The organism is Armatimonadota bacterium, from assembly GCA_029907255.1.
Taxonomy (GTDB): Bacteria; Armatimonadota; UBA5829; order DTJY01; family DTJY01; genus JAIMAU01.
In genome coordinates this window covers 73624-96138 of record JARYMF010000010.1, presented here as the reverse complement: position 1 = coordinate 96138, position 22515 = coordinate 73624, and the positions used below count along the sequence as shown (strand labels likewise).

Below are 22515 nucleotides of genomic sequence, written 5' to 3'. Positions count from 1 at the left end.
TTTGGAGTGTAAACTATGCCTCATCATATTGACCTTTATGTGCACCAAGAAAGCATAATTCATAAACTTGACCCAAGGGCAAAATTGGTGGCAATTGCCGGGTTCATTTTGGCCGTGTTTATAGTTTCCACTCGCCCTCTACTGCCTGCTGGATTACTTTGCGTGCTTATTGGTTGCGTTGTTGTACTTGAAAGGCTTCCGGTAAGAGTCCTTTTGCGAAGGATGTTTCCCATCTTGGTTGTTGTTGGATTGCCCTTTATGCTGTCCAGGATTGGCAGAGAGCAGACGCGAATAGCTGGTGAATTATTTGCATTAAAATCACTTTTAGTTGCCGCCGCGGTCATAGTATTCATGGCAAGCACGCATACTTTGGCGATTCTCGAGTTTATCAGTCGCATGCCCATTTTGTCGGCGTTCGGCCAGCTTGGGGAATTCACCGTGCGAGGCGTTGACTTACTTATCGAAGAGGTTATGCGCACAAATCGAGCTTGGGCACTGCGAGCCTCCTTTGCTTCAACATGGATGAAGCTAACGAGCCTTTTATGGGCTAGCGTAAACCTGCTTGTTAGAGCCGTGGTTAGGTCAGAGCGAGTTGGCTCTGCGATGGCACTGCGCGGTTTTCAAGGCAAGCTCCCGACCTTGGCGCCATCTCCTTTGAAGTTTTCCCATTTAGCATGCGGATTGACCTATGCCGTTGTATCTATTATCATTGCTGGAGTTGGAAGATGGCTGTAGAGGCGCTGAAAGTTGAAAAACTTACATATTCCTATCCCGATGGAAGCTTTGCGTTGCGCGACATCTCATTCTCAATTGCTCATGGCGAACGCGTTGCTCTGCTGGGACCGAATGGTGCCGGCAAGTCAACTTTATTGTGGTGTCTCGTCGGCATATTAAAGGGAAGCGGCCGCGTATGCGTAGATGGCGTTGTATTGGAAAAAACAACAGAGCGCTGGGTAAGAAGTAAGCTTGGTTTGGCATTCGCCGAGCCTGAAGACCAACTCTTTATGCCCACTGTATGGCGTGATGTAACTTTTGGGCCTCTTGTTGCGGGCGATGTGCCTGAGGTGGCTGAGAGAAAAGCCCGACAAGCCATAGCCCAAGTAGGCTTAAATGATCGAATGCTCGATAAATCTGCCCACGAACTTAGCTCTGGTGAACGTCGGCGAGCAGCGCTGGCTAGCATACTTGTGCTTCAACCTTCGGTGCTTGCTCTGGATGAGCCCACCAACAGTCTCGATGCACCGGGACGCGCGGCGCTTGCGAGTACCCTGCTCCAATTGCCTTGTGCACAGCTAATAGCCACCCATGATCTAAGTTTCGCACGTTGTCTTTGCACCAGAGCTCTCGTGCTTGTGGACGGTGCACTTGTCTCGGATATTTCAATGCACGAATTATTGGGCGACAAAGAGGCTCTTCAACGTTTTGGACTTGAGGCTGAGGTAATAACGGAAGATGGACAGAAAGTATTTCTTTAATCAGCATGCAAAAGAATGGGATTTTACTAGGCATCCAGAGGAGGAAGTGCGGCTTGAGCGGGTAGTTATGCTCGCTGAAATTCAATGTGGTCAATCCGTACTTGACGTGGGAACTGGAACGGGCGTGTTAATTCCTCACTTACTTCGTGCAGTTGGACCTTCCGGTAGCATTGTCGCATTTGACCTATCCCATGAAATGCTTAATGCTGCGAGGCTTAAGGGGTTCCCCTGCAATGTAACGCTAATTGAAGCTGACGTGCATGATGCGCCGTTTAAAGATGCAGAGTTCGACCGTGTTATTTGTAACGCAGCCCTTCCACATTTTCATGATAAGGTTCGTAGTCTGCGCGAAATGGTTCGCGTGCTTCGACCTGGAGGAGTCTTGGTAGTTTCGCATCCCATTGGTCGTGAGGCAGTAAACAAACTCCACCGTGAGGTTGGTGGTCCGGTAGAGGAGGATAGGGTGCCGCCTCCAGATGTGATGTCGGTTCTTTTGGCTTCGGTAAATCTTATTGATATTGAGGTTATCGACGAACCAGAATTCTATTTGGCGCGTGCCAGGAAACCTTGAGCAGTTCAAATATAGGGAGGCAAACTAGATAATGTTCGAGTTACTAAAACATGGTGGAATCGTAATGTACCCACTTGGGCTATGTTCGCTGTTGACAATTGCGGTAACTCTAGAGCGCTTGTTTGCCTTCTTTAAGGTAGACTGCAGTATTGAGGAAGCTCTAGCTCGAGCAAAGGCGGTGCTTGCCGGAGAAAAGGACACTATGAATTGGTTAAAGCGCCCTGGTCCTGCCAATCGAGCAATGGAAGTGCTTATTAATTCGAGAGGAGAACCGCGCGAGGTTTTGGAAAATCGCCTTCAAACCGTTCTCGCCGAGGAGAATTTGAAGCTAAACTCATATCTAGGAATAGTTGGCACCATTGGCAGCATCGCACCTTTCATTGGACTTTTCGGCACCGTATTAGGCATCATTCGCGCCTTTAGGGATATTGGTCGGGTGGGTGCAGCGGGACCTGCTGTCGTAGCCACAGGGATATCCGAGGCGCTTATTGCCACTGCGGCGGGATTATTTGTTGCAATCATTGCGGTAATTGCATATAACGCGTTTGTAATTTGGCAGAGGCGAATTTTGCACAAAGCGGAAATTGCCGGGTTGGAGTTGCTGGATTTTCTAGTCTCGGATAGTAAAGATGCGATACAACGGCTGGAATACAAAATACGAAAATAACTTAATCACAGACATAAATATCACACCTTTGACCGATGTGATGTTGGTGCTACTCATTATTTTTATGGTGACGGCTACGTTTTTCATTGCTGAGCCGTCAATGAAAGTTAACCTTCCGCCCGCCGTCACTAGTACACGCGAGGCGGAAACATCTGGCGAAATCACCGTAACCATCAACGAACAAGGACGTATGCTGGTGGGTGGTCAGCCTGTTCGACCTGCAGGCCTTGTTAATGCTTTAATGAGTGCCGCTCGGAAACTTCCACAACCACAGAAAGTGGTTGTCATCCGAGCAGATAAAGAAGCCTCATATGGCTCTGTAATTTGGGTAATGGATGCCGCTAGGCTCGTTGGTTTGCATCGTGTATCCCTGGCTACTGAGGAAATTAATAGTAGGAATGCTAGCCAGCAACGTGGCGTTTATACCCAATCAAAATCAAAGGACCGATAATAAGTTCCTATGGCAATTTTTGCTGGCAAAATTAAAAAACATCGGAATATTGCGCTTGCGTTCCTAGGGTCAGTAGTACTTCATGCCTTCGCGTTGGCTGTAGCTCAGCTCTGGGGGCTTTTTGGTGAGCCGAAGAGTGTTGAAGCTAGCTTGCGACATTTGGAAGGGCCTACTCCAAGATTGAATGTTGAACTGATTCAAATGAGGAAGCCGCTTCTACCCCAGCCTTATCAGCAAGCGCGGCTTTCGCAGCCACCAAACATAATCGCGCCCGTCAGATCAGGAAAATCGCTAGCTTCACCAAAGCGTGGTCATATTGTGCTGCCGGATGAAGCACTTAGGAATTTTCCTAAGCCTCGCAAAAACGAGATAACAGCCCAAATGGCTTCGATTCCTGCAAAATGCGTTGCTCCGCAATCGCAAGCAGGCGCCCTAGTTATTGCTACTCCTGAGGTATTCACGCGCACTGACTCTTTGGCGCCGAGCACTCCAGGTGAATACGGTCTAGGCGGAACTGGAAATGCAGTTGGAGCCGGCCCCTTTGGGGATAATCCCGACGGAAGTGGAACGATGCAACAAGGGGGAGAACCTATGGTGCCTCCTAATCCAAAGAAAGTGTCAGAAGCCGAACCACCGCCGGTGTCGTCGCCGCCATCAAAGGTCGTAACGCTTGAAAAACCAACTCCTCCCAAGGGGCCTACATGTGGACCGAAGTTGTTGGAATGGAAAGACCCACCATACCCAGAACTTGCACGACAGGAGGGACGGCAAGGCACAGTGGTGCTCCGTACAAAAATTGATATAGATGGTAAACCTAAACAAGTGGAAGTCGCTGTTTCCTCGGGCAGCGAAATCCTCGACCGCGCAGCTCTAGAATATATGAAGCTTGCCAAATTTTCTCCCGCATTGAAAGAGGGCAGCCCGATTCCTGCTGTAATTACCTTTCGCGTTCGATTCAAGCTGAATCCAAACGCTCATTAGCAGGGCTTCGTTTGTTTTCAGCTTCCGCTTTCTCGGGATTTAAGTAGGTCCAAAATATTCACTATACCCTGAATTAGCAGCTCAGTTTTTGGGTCGAGGTATTCTGCCAATTTTTTGGACACTTCTCCGTATCGACGGAGGTGCTCAGACTTGAGCTCGACCAAGTGTTCCCATAGCCAAGCACATCTGCTCCGAATAGCTGTCTTTGCGTTTTGAATAGATGGCTCAAGTAGCAGGGTCTGTTGTAATTCTAGTAGCAGATTTTTCATCTGCTTAACTTCCGATAATATTTTTTGCCGCTGCTGGCTTGAAAGTGTGTTGTGCTCTTTGAAAAGAATAGAGCTTATCTCTCGGCCATTTGCCCATTGCTCAATCTCGCAGAGCGCCTCATCGAAGATTGCTAGAGTTATCGCGATGCCGCGCTTATGGGCTTCGCTAATATCTGGGAATTTGCTGTTCATATCATTCTCATTGCTAATTTTTTTACTTTTAAACTGAATCCGCCTTTTATCCATTTTGCACCAATCGGCAGACGAAAGCGGCTGCAAGAATCGTAAGGACTGAGAAGACAACGAATGCAACTACGGCTGCTTCCAGCGCAAACTTAAGTGGCTGCGTATGGCTGGTATAGTGATGAGACCATTCTTCATAAGTAATCAAGAAAGCTGCTAGTGCAGCCAAAACACTCAGCGCCAATCCTATTGCAATAAAGGCGTTGTTCGGTGCCATTTTCAATTCCTCTTAAAAGGGCCAAGGTACCAAATTCAACAGTAGTCTTTGGATGATTTCAACACGTTCTATGGTTTTGTACAAAAGCCGCATCGTTAAATGTTTGGAATCTTCTAAATTCAAAAAACGCCATCCTTGCCAACCATCATTATGATTGCTCGGGACCACGAGTCTGATTCTTTGCCGAATTTCTCATGGCTAAAGCGATAATCATGTTTGCGGCAGAATTCCTCCAATTCATGTAGTAGCAGGTTCGTTTTAGCACGTTGCAGTTCGATTAATAAGTTCCTTGAGTTTGCGTCCGCAGCTAAATCTAATAGAGCAAAGAAATGCGGAACACATAGCCCATGGCTTTTTTCAAGAGCCCTTCGCATTTCTTGGTCATCAAGCCATTCGATTAGGGTACTTCCAAATCGGTTTCGGCATTCGTATTGCATGCGACATGCCGGACACTCCCCATCGGGCTGCCGCCAAGCTCTTTTGCCTTTTCGAATCATCATAGATGGGATTGCTTGAAGTTCGTCAAGCCTTCGCAGGAATAGTTTGACTTGGTCTTGGTACAAGATAGCAATTTCAAAGCCTTTCCCATGGTTTCGAAGGTAGTGTGCATGGCGTTGGCAATAGCCTTGGGAACGAATTAAAGCCTCGCGAACCCCGTTGTCGTTTACACCCTCATGCAATAGTGAATCAAAGTAGCATTTGATGCTGTTTGCTTCAACCTCGCATAAAGGGCAGTGTGAGGCATTACTGATTGCATCAAGCAGTTCATAATATGTAGTATGTTTCGAGACTTTACGTGAGCGCATGTTTGGCTTCCTTTGGCTTAATGTTGCTTGAACTATGAACAGTTAGTTTGTGTCGAATCAACAAATAATTCTAGCTCTTTTAAAATTTCACCCAATCTGTGTTGAATCGCTTCGAGCTTAGCTATATCAGATTGAACTGCTTCCGCTTGTTCCTTGCGCTGCCGGTAGGCTGCTTCTATAGCATCACGTGTAGCTGTGGCAACTTCGCGATATTGTTGTGTAATCTGGTTTGCAAATTTGCGGAATGTATCTTCGAGGTTTTGAAGGGTCGGCCAGCGCACGTTTTCGACGTTCTGCATTACTATGGTTTCTATCTGATTATATAGCCTGCGAATTGCACGGGAGCGACGAATTCGCATCGGGAGGAACCTGTCGATAAAATTCTCCGGTAGCAGGCTTAGTGAATAGCTCCATTGATGCGTAATCCAGTAGGGTCGCCGCTTGACCTCGAAATCTTCGCCTTCATCCTGTTTTTGATATGGAACGTTGAACAGCTCTGCCGCCGCTTTGCGAATGCTTTCTATGAGTTCGTTAGCGTGGTGCTTATGCCGTACAAATACTTCTTGCGCCCTCTTCCCCAACGTTCCCGATAGTTCGCCAAGTTCGTGCTCAAACAACACCGGAACCGCTTCCGCTAGTTCTTTGTAGATTTCGTCTTCGTTGAGCACAACACTATTAGAGTAATTTGTGCGCACAATTTCTAATAGCCGAGACTTTGCTTTCTTCCGCAGATGCTCGGCTTGTTCTTCAAGAAGAGCGATCATTCGTTTTCTATCGCCTTCTATAACATCCAACTGGACTAACCGCTGAGTTTCCACCTCATCAAGTTTTTTCTGAAGTAGCCGCATTCGCTCCTCAAGTTGGTCGAGAGGTATACGGAGCGATGCAAGAGAAATGCCGATGTAGAGAACGGCGTCCGATATAACGGTGCTTGCTTTTTTAGAGATAGCTTTTCGCAGGGCTGATGATTTTTGGTTTGCTAGAAATTCAACAAGGTGCTTTTGCACTGCTTGCATTCCGCTTTTTACCCAGCCTGCTTCATCTCCCGATAGCTTTGCCCGAAGTCCAACCCGGGCTGAGACGTAAAGTATTTTGATATTGTTATCGATTCCAGCGTGGTCTTTCAAAGCCTGTTTGAGGAACTCGATTGTCTTTGAAAGCTCTTCGTCCGAGAGGTAATCTGCTTTGTTTAGAATGAAGAATGTGTTTGTTGTCTTAGCCAGGACTTCTTTCAAAAAGTCGATTTCGACTTCTGTAATAGGGGGATCGGGAGAAATAATAAAAAGTGCAGCATCGCATTGTGAGAGAAAGTTCAAAGTTGCCTCAGTGTTGTGGCGGAACGTTGAGCCAATTCCAGGCGTGTCAATTAATACAACCCCTTGCTGAAGTAATGAAGAGGGGTATTCTAATACTACCTCGTGCACTCCTAGACGGTTGTGGGGATTTCTTTCCTCAGTAACATATTTTGCAAGGAATTCCGCAAGCTGTTCGGTTGTCCCTTCGGCAATCACATCTTCTGTTTTGCCATTTATGAATTTAACTTTTGCAGTACATTTCGGCCCGTACTGCACGAAGGTTGGTATTGCTGTAACAGGAATGACGGATGTGGGGAGCACATCAGCACCGAGAAGGGCATTGAGGAGTGTGCTCTTGCCGCGTTTGAATTGGCCAAGCGCTGCCAAATGGAACCGCTCTTCATTTAGTCGTTGCTTTAGTAGCTGAAGCCTCTCTAAGTATGAATCATAAGAGGGCCCGGCTTCTTCCAAAATATTCTGCGCCTGTGCGATTGCCAGGGCCGGTTGCTTGAGGTTTTTCCCCTCGGGTGAGATGCTGTTACTTTTTATTTCAAGTTTGTCATATTTCAATACTTCGCCCAAAACGAAAAACTCCCTCTTTTAGCCTTGGAGGGAGTTAAACGTCTATTTATAAAAACATGACTCCCGCCAAGGAACTTTGGATTTTTTTCCCTTGCAGGAGTCATCAGTCGTTCTAGACGATTCTGGGGGACTCCATCCCCTTTTCATTTGAATGATACCACAACAATTTTGAAAAAGCAAGTTGTATGTGAAGTAAATCAAGGGTTGACGGTATTCCAAGCGGAAAGTTATATTGAATCGGAGGGACCCAGATGACGCCAAAACAACGAATGTTGGTGACCATGAGGCATGGCATACCAGATAGGGTGCCGGTTGCGCCAGATATGTCGAATATGATTCCCGTGCGCCTAACTGGGAAGCCATTTTGGGATATCTATCTCTATCAGAACCCTCCGCTTTGGAAGGCGTACATTGATGCTGTGAAGTACTTTGGCTTCGATGGTTTTCTAGACTACCAGGTCAATGTTATATTTCCCGATGAGGCGAGCCCTCCCGATGATCAAGTCAAGACAGTGATTGTCGAGAAGACTTATGAAAGAATTATCACCCGTTCGTTTCGCGAGGAGGACGGAAAGCGCACCTGGTTTCCACTAGTTACAGTTTACCCACGTGATAATCCGCCGACGGGCGGCGTCCACTTTAGCAAGCTTGGCCTTCCCGAGACGCCAGAGAAATGGGAACCAATTGAGGATATAAAAGAATGGCCCACAGGCGAAGAGTTGTTCAAGTTGGCTTATGAAATGATGGGCGACTCTGGAGTTGTTGGCATCACCTGTGGAACAAGCGTGGTCGTTGGGAGCGATGCCGCTGTCTATGAGTATTTCGATAACCCTGAAGTTGTGCGGGAGCGGTCAAGAAAGATAATTGAAAACTCCCGCAGAAGGTTCGAAAATATCCTTCGCATGCAGGTTCGCCCTGATTACGTGAGCTGTGGTGGTTCTGGGACGCTTATTTGGCAGAATATCGAAATATTTCGCGATGTCTCATTGCCTGTAGTGCAGGAGGTTACTCGACTCTGCAAGAATGCTGGAATAGTGAGCCATATTCATTCATGTGGGCCCGAAGCAGAACTCGTCAAAATATGTGCCGAAGAAACCGACCTCGACGTGATTGACCCATTGGAGGCACCCCCTATGGGCGACTGTAACCTACGAGAGCTGAAAGAAAAATATGGCGATCGGTTGGTTCTCAAGGGCAATTTGAATACGGTTGAACTCATGCTTAGGGGATCCTACGATGACGTTTTTCAAGCGTCAAAGCAGGCAATAAGGGATGCAGGCGAAGGCGGCGGTTTTATTCTTTCAACCGGAGACCAGTGTGGGCGCGATACTCCAGATGAAAACATTCGGGCGATGATTCACGCTGCTGAGGAATTCGGCAGCTATAAATAAAATTGGCGCCCCGGACAGGAATCGAACCTGTGCACCGGGCTCCGGAGGCCCGCGCTCTATCCCCTGAGCTACCGGGGCGTTCAAACATTATATTACTTGAATTTGGTTTCGAAGTCAATCAAGAGCAAGCATGCCGATGCCTGCAAATTCCCAAGCACATTGATTCATAATTAACAGGTGGTTATAATATCCGCTAGTATCTTAAAAAGTTGGTGAGTGATCATTTGATGGACAAGTTTGCTATTTCAACGCTATTAGTTTTTATGGTATTTGGCTTAACAGCCGTAAAGTCAGACTATGTCAAAGGAGCAGAAAAGCAAATGTATGACATTCCTAGACCAGAGCATCCTAGGCCAGATTTTATGAGGGCAGCTTGGCAGAATTTAAACGGCAAGTGGCAGTTCGCTATAGACAATGAAAAGTCAGGCATGGAAAAGGGCTGGCATACTGGCCACGACTTCCCATCTGAGATTCTTGTGCCATTTTGCCCGGAGAGCAGGCTTTCCGGAATTGGAATGACAGATTTCATGAATGCTGTGTGGTACCGCCGGCATTTCAAGGTAGACAAGGCGCTTCAAGGCAGACGCCTGCTTCTTCATTTTGGTGCTGTAGACTATGAAGCTCGCGTTTGGGTCAATGGCCATGAGGTTGCCCATCATAGAGGCGGCTATACTCCGTTTAGTGCGGATGTCACCGATGTAGTTGATATGAATGGCGAGAATGAGCTTGTGGTGTATGCCGTAGACGAATTGCGCACCGGGTTCCAACCCTCAGGTAAACAAAGCCATCGGCTTGAGTCATATGGATGCATGTATACGCGCACAACTGGAATTTGGCAGACAGTTTGGCTTGAGGCTGTGCCAGAGACGTACATCTCATCGTTAGCAATTTGGCCTGATGCAATGAATGGCCGGGTTGCGCTTGAAATTGGAATCACAAATCCTGCGAAGGAAATTTCACTTGAGGCAAAGGTGCTCACTGGTGGAAAAGAAATTCGCTCCGAGAGCCTCAAGCAAATCAGTGGACAGAATGTGCTTACTATCAGTATACCTAGGCCTAAGCTGTGGTGGCCTGGGCGTCCGTTTCTCTATGACCTGCGCCTTTGCCTCCTTAAGGATGGAAAAGTTACTGATGAAGTGATGTCCTATTTTGGCTTGCGGGATGTGCGCATTGATGGCGACCGTGTGCTCATCAATGGCAAGCCTATATTCATGCGTCTTATTCTGGACCAAGGCTTCTGGCCAGATGGAATCTACACGGCGCCGTCGGATGCCGAACTCAAGGCGGATATTCAGAGGAGCATGGCTTATGGATTCAACGGTGCCCGCCTTCATCAAAAAGTCTTCGAACCGCGCACCCTCTATTGGGCGGACAAGCTTGGATACATCCTGTGGGGCGAATTCCCCGACTGGGGTTGCTCAATTGCAAATCATCCACAGGCGCGCGAGAACTTTATCCGCGAATGGACGGAGGTCGTCCTGCGCGATAGGAACCATCCTGCGATTATTGTATGGATGCCTCTGAACGAGGCGCATTCCAGCCATGATCGCTACCTTCCAGTTTTCTTCCGCGAACTTTATAATCTAACAAAGCGTCTTGATCCTTCGCGCCCATTCATTGATGCCAGCGGTTATACACACGTCATAACGGATATCTGGGACCTCCACGATTATGACCAAAATCCTAAGTCGTTTGCCGAGCGGTACGGCCCCTTTGGCAAAGACCCGAAGACTGAGACCCTGGCGCGCAATGACCCAAAGTTCGAGCCGCCATATACTGGCCAACCGGTCGTCGTTAGCGAGTATGGCGGAATTTGGTGGAACCCCGGACAAAAGGACGACAAGGCATGGGGTTATGGAGATCGCCCGAAAACTGAAAAGGAATTCATTGAGCGTTATAGGGGACTTGCAAACGTGCTTCTCGAAAATCCACACATCGCTGGTTTCTGCTATACCCAGCTTACGGATGTAGAGCAAGAGGTCAATGGACTTTATACCTACGATAGGAAGCCTAAATTCCCGCCGGAAAAGCTGAAGCCAATCATTGCGAAAAAGGCGGCAATTGAGAGGTAGTGAAATGAGCCTCATGCTGGCCCTTTAATATTTTGTTCCGTGGGCGGCAAAGTAATACATGTTCTCCTATTTGCCTTTCTGACTCGTAGGTGGCAGGTGGATGGGGTTGCCATTAATACCCGATGCGCATTTACTCGCAATTTACACCAAGGAGAGTAGCTGATGATTAGGATAATTCTACTATTGCCCCTGGTCTGTATGGTCTATCCACCATCCTTAGCAGGTGAGTTAATCTTGCAAGAGAGTTTTAAAGGCGGGAAGTTAGATTCTTCATGGCATCTGCATGTTTCAAAAGGGAATGAAATTGTTTTGAAGGATGGCGTCGCCGAGATTAGGGCAAATCTTCATACCTATGCGCATATCTCTCGGCAGCTTGGTGTAGACAATGTTACTGTAAGAGCACGTATTAAACCCTCATCGCCCGCAGGGATAAGTTGGTGTACGTCCATTTTCCTTGTCTGGAATACGGCAAATTGGTGTCAAATGGGTATGATAAGCGGGCCGGACGGCATCAATCGGTTCTATGCCGCCGAGACTCTCGAAGGTTTCACTCTGGAGAGTTACCTCGAGCCGTGCGATCATCTCCTTCCGCATTACTTGCGCATTGAGCTGGGGAAAGATGTGCTCCGTTATTCAGTTTCCGATGACTGCAAAAAATGGAAAACACTCCGCGTCATTCGCCGTCCTGTTCAGCTAAGTGGAGCCCCAACTTCACTAATCGTTGGAAAAGGGTTTTCAAATGATAAGCCTAATTACTCGAATCCCGACCTTGACAATGATTACTCAGATCGTGGGCCGTGGGTAATATCGGAGATTTCAGATATTCGAGTAGAAAAGACTTCGCCCAAGCAGCTCGCCCTTAAGCCCGCTGAAAGAAGATCGCTTAGCGAAGCTGGCTTGGACCCAGTGGGCAAGATTGTTCTTCGCGGGAAAGATGATCCAACGTTCGAAAAAGTGGCGAAGTTCTTCCCGAAGATGAAATATCCGAAAGAGGCAGTGGGCGTCCCAGAGCATCCAACAGATATTGCTATTGACCACCTTGGGCGTTTACAGCTCAATTACAACCAGCCGCCAATTGCGTGGATTGAGATTGGCAATCCAGGGGTTCCATTTGGCGATGAGAAAACCCCAATCGAGAGAAAGTGGCTAAGCGGGTATATTCCTGTGTTGACCCTAACTACCCGACGAAATGACGTTGAGTACCGGCAGACCGTCTTTGGCTGGTCTGAAGGTATGAGCCCTGATACACCGCTTGTTGCTTTCATATGCTTGGAGGCGCGTCGGCTAAAAAAGAATGCCAAAATTCCTACCTCCATTACTCTAGTGGCTAATGGAGAACGTCATCAGTTCGAGCTGATATCCGAAGAATCTTCTCAAGGCTTACAAATCGCTTGCATAAAAATGGGATGGCCAGATGCAAAAGATATCTCAAAAATCTCTTTTTCAGAGTATAATGCCGCCTTAAACGAGGTAGCAGAATTTTGGCGGCGGCTTCTAAACAGGGTTGCGGTTTTTGAGGTTCCCGAACAGAGGATAAATGATGCTTACAGAGCATGGCTTGCATATTCTCAGCTCAACGTGGATAAAATAAACGGCATTTACGAGCCCCACGATGGAATTGGGTTCTATGAAGAGAACTACGGGTATAGCTGTACGCTTCACTGCATTGCCCTTGACATGTATGGCTTGCATGATAAAGCAGAGCGCTACCTTGATTCCATTCTGCATTTCCAGCAACCCGACGGCTTGTATACGCAGAACTTTGGCTTGCCCGATATGGGAACGCTTCCTATCGCGCTTGTGGAACATTACAATTTCACGGGCGATAAAGGGTGGCTCAGCCGAGTTGCGCCCAATATTGTGAAAATTGGCGACTGGCTAATCCGAAAGCGAAAAGAAGCACCAAAGGAAGGAATCACCAAGGGCCTAATCAAGTTTCGCCCATACTGCGATTACTCTGAGCCAGAGGTTAACTACTTTTCGGACGCCTACTGCTGTGTTGGCCTTGAGAAAGCATCAGCCGCACTCGAGGCTGTTGGGATGAAGGAAGAGGCGGAGCGATTCCGAAAGGAAGCCGAGGCATACCGTGCAGATATACTAGCCTCAATGGACGCAGCTGCTATCGAGCTTGAAGGCAGAACAGTACTTCCACTTGTGCCGGAAAATCACCGACTCCTAAAGTCAAGCGGCTATACCGGCGGAGATTATTATGGTTTGGTTGCTTGTTGCCTTCTAGAGTCTGAGTTTTTGCCAGCTAATGACAAGCGTGCCTATTGGATAACCGATTTCATAGAAAGAAAGAACGGACTAATAGCGGGCGTCTGCAAGTTTCAAACCGGCGGCATAGACCACGCATATACATACGGTTACCTTCTCACCCAGCTGAAGCGTGGTGATCCAAGGAAGGTCATACTAGGCCTCTATGGAATGCTTGCCTATGGGATGACACGTGATACTTATTCGGGGGTCGAATGCACGTTTGCAGTCAATGGCTCGAATATGTGGACGCTTCCGCATCTTTATTCTGCAACCCAGCAACTTCGGACGCTCCGCATGATGCTTCTTCGCGAAGAAGGTGATAATCTCCACATCGCCGAAGCGGTTCCTCGGGCATGGCTGGGGGATGATAAGGTGGTTGAGGCCAGATGGGCGCCAACTCACTTTGGGAATGTTTCGTTCCGCATCGTATCGAAGGTTAGCGAGGGACAAATTGAAGTGAGCATTACTCCGCCTTCGCGTAAGCCACCTAAGAGGATTCTTATCACTTTGCGCCATCCAAAATTCAAGCCAATTAAGGCGGTCTACCTAAATGGTTTGAAGATTAACAAATATAAGGGTGAAACAATTGAGGTTTCGGCTACTGAAAGGCCAATCAAACTCATTGTTAGGTACGAGTAGAAAAATCGGGGAACAACGCAATGAAGATTAAAGTACTAATTATGCTGCTTTTGTTTGCTTCCACCGTTCCGACTCTGGATGCCGAGCAGTTCAAAATTCGGGGCATAAAGGGTCTGTGGTGGGAAGGAATAGAGAAGTACCAACTGGCACTTCCCTGGCTTGCTGAGCATAATCTAAATTTTCTTATGATTTGTTATTCCTCGTTCCCCGCTAGTGGAATGCGCTGGCGCTCCCAGTATACACCCGATGAACAAAAGGCGATAGGGAAATTAGCCGAAGAAGGGCGCAAGCTGGGAGTGGATGTATGCCTCTCCTTCAACCCTGGCATTTGGAGCAAACCACCGCTAGTATATTCGAGCGATTCTGACTTTGAGATAGCACTCAACAAAGTAAAAACTATGCATGCTGCCGGAGTGCGATGGTTTGCCCTATGCCTGGATGACATAAACCGTGAACTTCAGCCAGAGGACAAAGCCAAGTTCGGTAGCCTTGCCGCAGCTCAAGTATATTTCGTCAATCGCCTCTGGAATAGCATGAAGGAACTCAAGCCTCGTCCAAAGCTAATATTTTGCCCCAGTGCCTACCTTACAGCTGATATGGAGCGACATATGGATTATGTTGAGGCGATTGGGAAGGGGATTGATAGCGAAGTAATGATGTTTTGGACTGGCCCCCAATGCTGTTCGTCCTCAATCACTGCTGACGATGCCAGACTGGTGGCGAAGTGGATTCGCAGAAAACCATTTGTTTGGGATAACTATCCGGTGAATGATATGTTCCCTTGGCGGCCGCTCCTTTCTCCACTAAAGAATCGTTCTGCTGACCTTGCGGGCGTAGTCTCAGGCTATATCGCCAACCCAATGAAGCAATGGTATGCCTCAACAATACCATTGGCTACTACCGCTGCCTATCTTAATGACCCGGAGCACTACGACCCCTGGGCAGCTATGGAGAAGCTAATAAAAAGCTATCCGCTGGAACAACAACGCGCAATTCGCCTGTTGGTCGAGCTGTATGGGTGTTCTTTTTGGGGCGAGAAGAATTGGCCGCCACAGCCGCCATTGGGCGACCGCGAACAGGCATGGAAACAATTGCCTAAGTATCGCGCATTAAGAGCTGCCTTTTTAGCCCAGCCTTCTCTGAAAAATTTGTGGGAGGATGTTCGCGATACAGTGGAGCAGGACATTGCTTTGCTGGAAAAGATGGTGGCTAACCGTCGTATTTCCTCGCCGCTAAAGGCAACCGGGCTCGATTTTGAAGGAGGGGCGGCTTCCCTCTTCGGCTGGCTGAAATTTGGCTATCAAGTCAATTATGTATATGCGAAACAAACTGGCAAAGACGAGATGCATACTGAATTGTGGCTTGAAACGGTGCCCAAAGGAGGAGCAAGGCTTAAACTTATGGCGAGAAATGATGATTTGGGCGTCAATGGCAAAGTTTGCATCCGACTCAATGATTATGTGATATATCAGGGGCCTGCCAACTTTTCGACGACTAACTTTGAGACAAAGGAGTTCGGTGTTCCTGCCTCAGCCCTAAAAACTGATGGAAATATGCTTAGCATCCAAATGATTGAGAATCAGGGTACTTTAGGCATGCCACCTTGGTTTATGGTTGCTGAAGCTGAGCTGGTTCCATTAGATTAGTTATCCACCATCAATGGGCGTGAAGTATTTCTCTCTATTGCTTGACGGGGACAAATTTGACTGCATCTGCCAGAACGTTCCCATCAGCATCATTACTGAACTCTACCAATCCTTTACTTCCCTTTTCAAAGCGGAAAGTTCCGAGCTTGAACCATTCACCTTTCATTTGGCGAAGGTTGACAGTTGTTTTATACAATCCATCTGCTGAGCGAATCTCCACAGGTGCGTTTGAGGCATGATCGGAGATTGGGTCGGGTCCAAACCACGCATAGACGGCATAGCTTCCTGTTTTGGGGATGTTCGGTCTGAAGACAGCTTTTGAGTCTCCCGTGCCTTTCCACGCCCAGCGAGTGCCGAGATAGTAACCGATTTGCTGGCTCTCAGTGTTTGGCGTCATGTACCACTTGCCTGAGAACGAGACTGCTGGCGGGGAGTCCGTGTCATCAATGACGATTGCCCCGCGTTCCTCCTTCGGCCTGGCCGGCGGGATTTCTGCGGCATTCAATCCGCATTGAAGGTTCGCCTTTGCAGGATTGGCGATGGCTTCTTGGCCAGCCATGCGGTTTGCTGTGATTACAGCTGACTTTGTTTGACCGCGAAGTGCAACTTGCCGTCCTTTTGACATAAAGTTACAGCCATTTACGAGCAAATTGCCGCCAAAGGTTTCTATCGCTGGGATATTCTTACCCTCGGCATCCCATTGGCAGAAGTTGCAGTTATTGAACGAGATGGTGCCCGTGCCTGCAATTCTAGCGATTTGGTGCGCCGGTCCCCAAAATGAACAGTTTTGGAACGATACAACGCCAGTATGTGAGGCTTTTACCACAACTTCTGTTGGCTTTTCGCCTAGGAAGCTAACAAATTCGCCATTTGTGATGAGTAGTCCTGGCGGCTGAGTTTGTTCCACGAGGACGGCGATGTTGCATGCGTCTGCGCCAATTCCAAGCAGGTTGCCGTTCATTGGCCCGTTTTCTTTGCTGATAAATCGGTAGCCAATACCATAGCCGAAACAAAAAGTATTGAACACATATTCCCAATCTGTGCGGGCAAAAATAAATGCCTCGCTATTTTTTGTCATCCATTCTCTGATGCCGGTGGTTTCGTCCCAGTTCCAGAAGGGCCAGAAGTGGACGTTTTCGATTCGGCCAATGTCATAACATTTGTCAACGAAAATACCTCGCCTAAGAGGTTGGCCATATAAGCCGCGTATATAATGCCGACCAGATGGATTCGTGCCAAAGTCCACACCTTGGTATGGATTTACTAGGAGACAGTCAATGATAGAGGGATTGTCTCCACCAGCGCAGGAAATACACCATGGATATTTCTTGATGGAGTCTGGCTTCTGGTTTGGATAGAAAACCGTAATTCCTTTGATTGTTGAGTTGGCGCCGAGGGTGATAAATGCTGGTCCATCTTCTGAATTCTCGCCCTCAACTGCAAGCAAAGTGCTTCCTTTGTGTTGACTGAATGCTGTGGGAATCTTCCATACGCCTTCGAGCGTTGTATTGTTTGGTATTCTGATGTGCGATTTTATTAGATAGTTGCCAATGGGGACAAAGACAGTTGCGCCGTTTTCGCCGGCGGCTTTGAGCGCTGCTTCGAATGCGGGAGTATCATCGGTAACTCCGTCACCTTTCGCTCCAAAGTCCCGAACATTGAGGGTATTTGATGGTGAACTTTGCTGAGCATGCACGGTTGATGCTATGATTGAAAATGTTGCAAGACACAGAACAAGCACCTTCATATTTACCTCTTTATTTGAAGTTAATTCGTAGGTTTCTAGCCATTATAGTGGATATTGCTTACAGTGGGCAACTTTGGGAGGTATCTAAGCTTGGAGCAGAGAATTGATACAAGCGGCTATGTTGGGAAGAATGTTTAAACGTCTATCAGAAATCGATTTTCGATGTGTGCTGTTTGTTGTTTTTGTTGCCCTGTTGTTTTTCGCTTGGGCAAACAGGTTTATTCAGGATGACGCCTTTATATCCTTCCGCTATGCGCGTAATTTAGCAGAAGGCAATGGCTTGGTTTGGAATTGTGGTGAGCGGCTGGAAGGTTACACAAACTTCCTGTGGACGCTGGCGATGGCGATTCCACATTATCTGAAACATGATCCTGTCGCTTTCTCATTCTTTATGGGGATGGCCTTTTTTGCTCTCACGTTAGCGTTCACCTATAAGTTGGCAGTTTCGCTTCTGGAGTCACACTGGCTTGGTATACTCACTCTTGTTTTGCTTGGCACGAACTATTCGTTCAGCTGTTATGCTACTGGCGGTCTTGAGACGCAAATGCAGACCGCCTTTTTTGTAATCGCAGCATATCTTGTTGTAGGTTCGATGAAACAAGGGTCGTTCAATGTTGGGCGCACGTTATTCCTATCGCTTATCTCCGCTCTGGCAGTTCTTACGAGGCCCGACTCGGCGCTTCCTATGGCCGTTTGGCTTGGGGTTAGCGGTTACCTTATTTTACGCGAGAAGAGTAACAGGAAAGCAGCTTTGCTTTTTGCGCTGATAGGTCCAATTGTTGTGATTATAGGCGCATGGGTGTTTTGGAAGATTGGTTATTATGGCGAAGTTTTGCCGAATACGTTCTATGCAAAGGCATCTTCTATCACTTCGCCTATTCGCGGACTTAAATATGTATATGCGTTTTTCTCATCATATTGGCTATTTGTCTTTCCTCTCTTGGTAATCGCGGCAGTAAAAAGCATGAACTCACGCCTGGCGGTTCTGGCTGTCGGGACGCTTGTCTGGCTAGCGTATGTTGTGAAGGTTGGCGGAGATTTTATGGAGTTTCGCTTTATTGTGCCTGTGATGCCGTTCATATTCGTGCTGATTGTCTGGGTTTCATGTGTGTTCATAAAGAATAAGGCGGTTCAGGTAGCGCTTGTTGCTTTGGTTTTGTTTGGCTCTTTGCAATATATGACTGTCGGCCGAACTTTCTATCAGACGGGTTTGAACGAGAATGGAATTAGCACGATACCCGAACAATACGAATACGTTATTGGCAAGGATGGACAGCCTGGTTGGATTGAGATGGGCTTAGCACTCCGCGAGGCTTTCCCAAAGGGCTCTAAGGTGTTAATTGGTGTTACGCCTGCAGGTGCAATTCCATACTACTCTGAGTTGCAGTCGCTCGATATGCTTGGGATTAATGACCGCTGGGTGGCGAGGTATGGAACGGTAATTGGGGACTATCCAGGCCACCAAAGGTTGGCTACTGTGGATTATATGTTAAAGCGTAGAGTTAATCTTGTTATCAACCATCCGCTTCTTATTGGGCCAGGTGAAACAGCGCGTGAATACATTCCTCATTTCTTCCGTCGAATACTCCATGGCGGAGAAACGTTGAAGTCTATTCCGGCTGGCTCAAGAATGTTGGAGATACCTCTCCATGGAGGCTATCGTTTGCTGGTTCTATATTTGGTTCCGAGCCGTGAGGTGGATGATGCTATTGCAAGGCACGGCTGGCCTGTATGGCGGTTTTAGCGACCTGTATTCGAGTGCTTTTATTAATCATCAAAACAAGGCTTATAGTTCCATTTATTCTTGAGTATCCATTTTAGGACGTACCATTTTCGTTTTTTAATCTCTGGGGCGACGCTTCCTATCATCCAGCATCGTTTCCGACAATTGCGTGCCATCTTGCGAACTTCTTCTGCTCGTGGGCTCGCCCATATCTCCTCGAAGGTTTGCTCCTTAATATTGCCCATGACCTCATCAAGCACGTTGCAAGGCTTAATATCGCCCCAAGGCTCGCAGAGAAAGACGTCTGTGCCCATATTGCAAGGCAATAGGCGCTTGCCGCCGTTTACATAGTTTATGATGCCGTGATTGAAGTAAGCTCTGTACCAATTTTTCAGTCTTTTGGTCTTAAAAAGCTCGCGAATCAGTTCGGTGAAGGATTCCGTTATTTCTTCTTTTTTTGTAATCTCGTTGTCAAATTTGTGGAAGTAATAGGAATTATGAACAATCGCAGTGGCAAACTCCACTTTAAGATGCTTTGCCAGCTCGTAAAGCTCTAATAAATCCTTAGCATTTCGGTCGGAAACGGTGATTCCAAAGCCGATATCTTTCATTCCCATGCGCTTAAGTTGCAAGAGCGTGCGCAAGCCATGGTCAAAGCCATCTTTGATACCGCGAAGTTCGTCGTTCGCCGCAGGCAGGCCTTCGATGCTGATACGTATGCCAATGTCTCCTTTGAACTTTTTAGCAAGAGCAACAATCCTATCTGTGAAGTAGCCATTTGTGCTTATGCAGATTCGGTCACATTTTGGCTTAACAATGTTTACAATCTCTTCAAGGTCTTCGCGAAGAAATGGTTCGCCCCCTGTGATATTCAAGAACTTAAGTCTGGGGAACCGTTCATAGTACTTTGGATCCATTTCCTGTTCGGGGCTTGTTGGAAATTGCCAGGTATTGCACATGTGACACCGTGCGTTGCAACGGTAAGTAGCGACAAGAATGCCTTCCATCTTTTCCTCGCGTTTATTTGGTGAACTAGCCCTATAATACACCGAAGAAGAATAAAATGCAAGAAAAACAAGAATGGGCCCAAAGAGTAAATATATTCAGCTTCAATCCTGTTTTCAGCTAAGGTTTATAAACAACGAAATTGAAAATTCCTTGGGATTTTACACCAGACAAGTTAAAGATGGTCACTACTAGCTTGCTTGAGACCGAGCTGACCATGGCAAATCTGGGCCCTGTTAACCCCACAACGTTTGCAACTGCAACGTGGGTTAGGGTGCTGTACCCGCCGGGGATAGTGATTCTATACTCTTGGTTTGCAGAATCCCAGGTGCTGCTTACGCCTGAGGTGCCCGCCTGCAACGTTCCGTCTGAATTGACGATTCCATAAGCTATAGGCACACTAGGCTTGCCGGTAGGGAAGGTTAGGTCTCCTGCGACGTACACATCGCCGTTGAAATACCCGGCTCTACCTGATGCTGAGAATGCGTAAATTGCATCACCGCTGCCGTTTGTAGTTACGTACAAGGCATTTGAAGAGCTACTGGTGTTATTAATCTGGAAGTTGCCTGCATTCCCTGTGCCTGTATTAATAGCACTCACTGCGTGCCCGCTTCCATTCGTAGACGCAAACAAAGCATTTGAGTTGCTGGCGCTGTTTATTGAAAAACTTCCTGCTGAACCAGTTCCAGAAGACAAGGCGTATATTGCGTCTCCGGCACCTTGGCTGTTGGCATATATCACTCCTCCCGTGCCGCTGTTTCTGAGCCAGAATAGCGTGGAGCTGCTGGAAAATATTGTTGAAAATGGAAGATTTAAGCCATCTGCTTGCCACGTGCCGTTGCCCATTCCGTCACACTTAAGCACATATCCGTTTGTTGCTCCTGTAGTGAGCTTGAAACCCGTCATCTGTGCTGTGCCAGCAATATCAAGCCTAGATGTTGGGTTACTCGTACCTACTCCTAGATTTCCGGTTACATATGCAGAACCCAACAATTCGCCTGCAAATCCGCTTCCGGTAGCTTGGGCTCTTAAAGCTGGTCCTAGTCCATTAGTATAGGCATATATTGCTGGTGAACTATTTGAAGAATTATAAATGCTAAAATCCCCTGCCTTTCCCAGTGCTACGTTTGCTGCTTGTAGCGACGTTGCACTACTTGTTGCGTTGTCCACGCCGAAATACGCGCAGGCGCCGCTTTTTGCGGTTGTTGTAACTACCAAACCATAGCCTCCATCCGACCGGAAGCTGCCAGCTGCTCCTGTTCCGGAGTTTGTGGCAGAAATAAGGGAATTGGGAGAATCAATTGCTCCCGAGAGGATTAACGGAGGTGTTACTTCCTCGGCTTTTTTTGAACGCAACGCATATCCGGCGCTGACAATTCTGACCCTTGGTGTCAGAATATTCCCTTCTACTGAGGTTTGAAGCCACGTCAGTCCTGTGAAAGCGCTATCGGGGAGGGGATTGACTGACCCCAAGAGGACGTTAAATAACCCCTGGCTTACTTGCACGCCGTTTTGAGTCTCTGTCCAAAGCAAAGAGCCTGCAGTGGCGTCGTTGTATATTGCGAAGGAAAGGTTGTAGGTGCCGTTCAATGGGTTGCCCGCGGCATCGGTCAACTTGCCCTGATACGAAATCATTGTCGGCACGCTAGCAGTTGATGGAAGTATAAACGCAAGAATCCCTAATGTAACGAGCAGTGCTGGGAAAATTCGGTTCATTTTAGTGCCTCCTAAAAATTTAAAATGGTTAATCCCGGGGGAGATAATAGGCAATAAAAGCCTGCAGGAATGGGGAAGCAACCAATTACAGTATAGCTTCAGTTTGGAATGTGTCAACTGTTATTTTTACTGGTTAGCTTGCGCATTTGGCAAGTTAAATTGCACGGTACCATCGGCGGCCTAAAAGTGAAAAAGGGAAGGTTTTCAAACCCTTCCCTTTTTCTCGGAATCAGACTAAGCTATAATAGGCTTACCAGCGCTCTCGGCGCTCGCGCCCTCGGCCACGGTCGCCGCCTCGGTTTCCACCACCGAAGCCGCCACGACCACCGCCGTACCCACCGCCTCGGCTCTCTCTCGGCCTAGCCTCGTTTACGGTGAGCGTCCGGCCCTGGTATTCTTTGCCGTTTGTCTGCTCGATTGCATCCCCAGCGTTTTCCTCAGGGATGTCTACGAATCCGAATCCGCGTCCAGCAACGATTCTTACATCGCTAACTGGACCCCACGGCTCGAAGAGGCTTCCAAGCTCCTCTTCTGTGGTTTGGTAGGACAAATTGCCTACATACAGTGACTTTACTGCCAACTGCTCTCCTCTTTCTGGGACCGTTGTCCCGCGTATTGAAATCAGCAAGCTTTTTAGCCACGGGGCTAATTCATTGCAGCCGAACGATCCCGAGAGAAAGAACAGTTCGCAGCACGAATCAAACACACACGAGGCTCAATACATGCTTGCCTTAAACATTATACCCTATAAATTTCGAAA

Annotated in this window: 19 protein-coding genes, 1 tRNA gene and 1 riboswitch; of the genes, 11 read left to right on the top strand and 9 right to left on the bottom strand. The window is 47.6% G+C overall.

Features of this window, described 5'->3' with window-relative positions; translation table 11 throughout:
• Positions 1–15 precede the first annotated feature (15 nt).
• Genes QHH26_10430 through QHH26_10405 form a run of 6 tightly spaced genes read left to right on the top strand, consistent with a single transcriptional unit; the run spans position 16 to position 4145 of the window.
• Positions 16–735: an energy-coupling factor transporter transmembrane component T gene (locus QHH26_10430; GenBank protein ID MDH7482372.1), complete on the top strand. Its 720-nt coding sequence runs from the start codon at positions 16–18 to the stop codon at positions 733–735.
• Positions 726–1475, top strand: a complete 750-nt coding sequence (locus QHH26_10425; GenBank protein ID MDH7482371.1) for an ABC transporter ATP-binding protein — start codon at positions 726–728, stop codon at positions 1473–1475. Before QHH26_10430 ends, QHH26_10425 begins: the two co-directional genes overlap by 10 nt.
• Entirely contained in the window at positions 1453–2046 is a 594-nt protein-coding gene (locus QHH26_10420) for a class I SAM-dependent methyltransferase (GenBank protein MDH7482370.1), read from the top strand. Before QHH26_10425 ends, QHH26_10420 begins: the two co-directional genes overlap by 23 nt.
• Positions 2047–2077: 31 nt before the next feature.
• Positions 2078–2713: a MotA/TolQ/ExbB proton channel family protein gene (locus tag QHH26_10415; GenBank protein MDH7482369.1), complete on the top strand. Its 636-nt coding sequence runs from the start codon at positions 2078–2080 to the stop codon at positions 2711–2713.
• Positions 2676–3164, top strand: a complete 489-nt coding sequence (locus QHH26_10410) for a biopolymer transporter ExbD (protein ID MDH7482368.1) — start codon at positions 2676–2678, stop codon at positions 3162–3164. The genes QHH26_10415 and QHH26_10410 overlap by 38 nt, the downstream gene beginning before the upstream one ends.
• A 9-nt stretch (positions 3165–3173) precedes the next feature.
• A complete protein-coding gene (locus tag QHH26_10405) occupies positions 3174–4145 on the top strand; it encodes an energy transducer TonB (GenBank protein MDH7482367.1) in 972 nt (323 codons plus the stop codon).
• Positions 4146–4162: 17 nt separating this feature from the next.
• Here QHH26_10405 and QHH26_10400 read toward each other — a convergent pair whose 3' ends face one another.
• The 4 genes from QHH26_10400 to QHH26_10385 all read right to left on the bottom strand — a co-directional run bounded on the left by QHH26_10400 (position 4163) and on the right by QHH26_10385 (position 7557).
• Positions 4163–4606 (bottom strand): hypothetical protein, encoded by a 444-nt coding sequence (locus tag QHH26_10400; protein ID MDH7482366.1) that lies wholly within the window; start codon positions 4604–4606, stop codon positions 4163–4165.
• A gap of 46 nt (positions 4607–4652) precedes the next feature.
• Positions 4653–4874, bottom strand: a complete 222-nt coding sequence (locus tag QHH26_10395) for a hypothetical protein (GenBank protein MDH7482365.1) — start codon at positions 4872–4874, stop codon at positions 4653–4655.
• Between the two features lie 119 nt (positions 4875–4993).
• Positions 4994–5680: a DUF6062 family protein gene (locus QHH26_10390; protein MDH7482364.1), complete on the bottom strand. Its 687-nt coding sequence runs from the start codon at positions 5678–5680 to the stop codon at positions 4994–4996.
• A gap of 32 nt (positions 5681–5712) precedes the next feature.
• Entirely contained in the window at positions 5713–7557 is a 1845-nt protein-coding gene (locus QHH26_10385; GenBank protein MDH7482363.1) for a dynamin family protein, read from the bottom strand.
• Between the two features lie 87 nt (positions 7558–7644).
• A riboswitch (Fluoride riboswitch) is annotated at positions 7645–7706 on the bottom strand.
• A gap of 102 nt (positions 7707–7808) precedes the next feature.
• On the opposite strand from QHH26_10385, the gene QHH26_10380 reads away from it, so the two are divergent.
• Entirely contained in the window at positions 7809–8948 is a 1140-nt protein-coding gene (locus tag QHH26_10380; protein MDH7482362.1) for a uroporphyrinogen decarboxylase family protein, read from the top strand.
• Positions 8949–8951: 3 nt separating this feature from the next.
• Here QHH26_10380 and QHH26_10375 read toward each other — a convergent pair.
• A tRNA-Arg gene (locus QHH26_10375) sits at positions 8952–9026 on the bottom strand.
• A 242-nt stretch (positions 9027–9268) separates the two neighbouring features.
• Here QHH26_10375 and QHH26_10370 point away from each other — a divergent pair.
• From QHH26_10370 to QHH26_10360, 3 genes are all read left to right on the top strand, one after another.
• Positions 9269–11020 (top strand): glycoside hydrolase family 2 TIM barrel-domain containing protein, encoded by a 1752-nt coding sequence (locus QHH26_10370; GenBank protein MDH7482361.1) that lies wholly within the window; start codon positions 9269–9271, stop codon positions 11018–11020.
• 162 nt (positions 11021–11182) lie between these two features.
• The gene (locus QHH26_10365) at positions 11183–13918 is read left to right on the top strand and encodes a hypothetical protein (GenBank protein ID MDH7482360.1); all 2736 of its coding nucleotides are present in this window, start codon (positions 11183–11185) and stop codon (positions 13916–13918) included.
• Positions 13919–13938: 20 nt separating this feature from the next.
• Positions 13939–15564, top strand: coding sequence for a beta-N-acetylglucosaminidase domain-containing protein (locus QHH26_10360; GenBank protein ID MDH7482359.1), 1626 nt, complete (start codon positions 13939–13941; stop codon positions 15562–15564).
• Positions 15565–15598: 34 nt separating this feature from the next.
• Here QHH26_10360 and QHH26_10355 read toward each other — a convergent pair whose 3' ends face one another.
• Entirely contained in the window at positions 15599–17311 is a 1713-nt protein-coding gene (locus QHH26_10355; protein ID MDH7482358.1) for a glycosyl hydrolase family 28-related protein, read from the bottom strand.
• A 130-nt stretch (positions 17312–17441) separates the two neighbouring features.
• On the opposite strand from QHH26_10355, the gene QHH26_10350 reads away from it, so the two are divergent.
• Complete coding sequence (locus QHH26_10350; protein MDH7482357.1) at positions 17442–19055, top strand: hypothetical protein; 1614 nt, start codon at positions 17442–17444, stop codon at positions 19053–19055.
• A gap of 23 nt (positions 19056–19078) precedes the next feature.
• Here the strand turns inward: QHH26_10350 and QHH26_10345 are convergent, their stop codons facing one another.
• The 3 genes from QHH26_10345 to QHH26_10335 all read right to left on the bottom strand — a co-directional run bounded on the left by QHH26_10345 (position 19079) and on the right by QHH26_10335 (position 22335).
• Positions 19079–20041, bottom strand: a complete 963-nt coding sequence (locus QHH26_10345) for a radical SAM protein (GenBank protein ID MDH7482356.1) — start codon at positions 20039–20041, stop codon at positions 19079–19081.
• A 118-nt stretch (positions 20042–20159) separates the two neighbouring features.
• Positions 20160–21755 (bottom strand): hypothetical protein, encoded by a 1596-nt coding sequence (locus tag QHH26_10340; GenBank protein MDH7482355.1) that lies wholly within the window; start codon positions 21753–21755, stop codon positions 20160–20162.
• 250 nt (positions 21756–22005) lie between these two features.
• Positions 22006–22335, bottom strand: coding sequence for an RNA-binding protein (locus tag QHH26_10335; protein MDH7482354.1), 330 nt, complete (start codon positions 22333–22335; stop codon positions 22006–22008).
• Positions 22336–22515: the final 180 nt, after the last annotated feature.